Genomic DNA, 1139 nt, shown 5'->3' with positions numbered 1-1139 from the left:
GGCCCAGGCCACGGGCTTTCTCGAAACCGACCTTCGCGACGGGCGCTTTTTGTCGATGAACTCCACGTCGGCACGCCTCGTCGGGCTTCTCAACTTCGACAATATCCTGCGCCGGCTGCGGCTGGATTTTTCCGACGTGACCGGCCAGGGTACCGCTTTCGACCGCGTGCACGGCAGCGCCGACGTGACCGGCGGGCGATTGACCCTGCGCGGGCCCTTGCAAATCGAGGCGCCGGCCGCCACGTTATCCTTGACCGGAAGCGTCAATCTGTTACAGCGTGAACTCGACCAGCGTCTGGGCGTCACACTGCCCGTCAGCCAGACGCTGCCGATCGCCGCCATCGCCGTGGGCGCGCCCATCGTCGGTGGGGCGCTGCTGGTCGCCGACCAGCTGTTCGGCGAATCGCTCAATCGAGCAACGACTCTATACTTTCGCGTGCAAGGCCCCTGGACCTCGCCGCGGGTCACTCTAGAAGGTCCTTAATGAGCGCACATTCAAGCGATTTAGACACCGCCGTTTCCATTCTGCTGACGCCCAGCGGCCTCGACGTCGCGGCGCTGGACAAGGGACTCGGCTACGCCCTGGGGGCGGGTATCGACTATGCGGATCTCTACTTCCAGCGCACCTGGCAGGAGGGCTGGGTGCTGGAGGATGGTCGCGTCAAGGAGGCCAGCTACAACATCGACGGCGGCGTGGGCGTGCGCTCGCTCGCCGGCGAGAAGACCGGCTTCGCCTACTCCAACCAGATCAGCGCCAACGCGCTGATGGACACCGGGCGCACCGCTGCGGGCATCGTGCGAAGCGGCAAGACGCTGCCGGGCCAGGTGGTGGAGGTGGTCAGCGCCGAGCGCTTCTACGCCGGCATCGACACGCTCGCCGGGCTCACCGCCGAGGAGAAGGTCGCCATGCTGCAGGAGGCCGACCGCGTCGCGCGGGCGGCGGACCCGGGCGTGAGCCAGGTCAGCGCCTCGCTCTCGGGCACCTATGAAGTGGTGCTGGTGCGCGCAAGCGACGGGACGCTGGCCGCGGACATTCGCCCGCTGGTGCGCTTCAACGTCAGCGTCATCGCCGCTCGTAACGGCCGCCGCGAGCGCGGCGGCCGTTACGAGCGGCGATGACGCTGACGTTGAAGCGCACC

At 67.5% G+C, this 1139-nt stretch carries 1 protein-coding gene and 1 pseudogene; both read left to right on the top strand.

Features of this window, described 5'->3' with window-relative positions:
• On the top strand, positions 1-484 hold a 484-nt coding region (locus BIS11_RS18150), incomplete at its 5' end, for an AsmA-like C-terminal region-containing protein (protein ID WP_301286518.1).
• Positions 484-1095, top strand: a pseudogene (locus BIS11_RS18145) (PmbA/TldA family metallopeptidase); the annotation flags it as partial. The gene BIS11_RS18150 and the pseudogene BIS11_RS18145, both read left to right, overlap by 1 nt.
• Positions 1096-1139: the final 44 nt, after the last annotated feature.

The organism is Halomonas sp. 707D4, assembly GCF_024158685.1.
Classification (GTDB): Bacteria; Pseudomonadota; Gammaproteobacteria; order Pseudomonadales; family Halomonadaceae; genus Vreelandella.
Note: the sequence above shows the minus strand (reverse complement) of the source record. Positions and strands in the feature narration are given on the sequence as shown.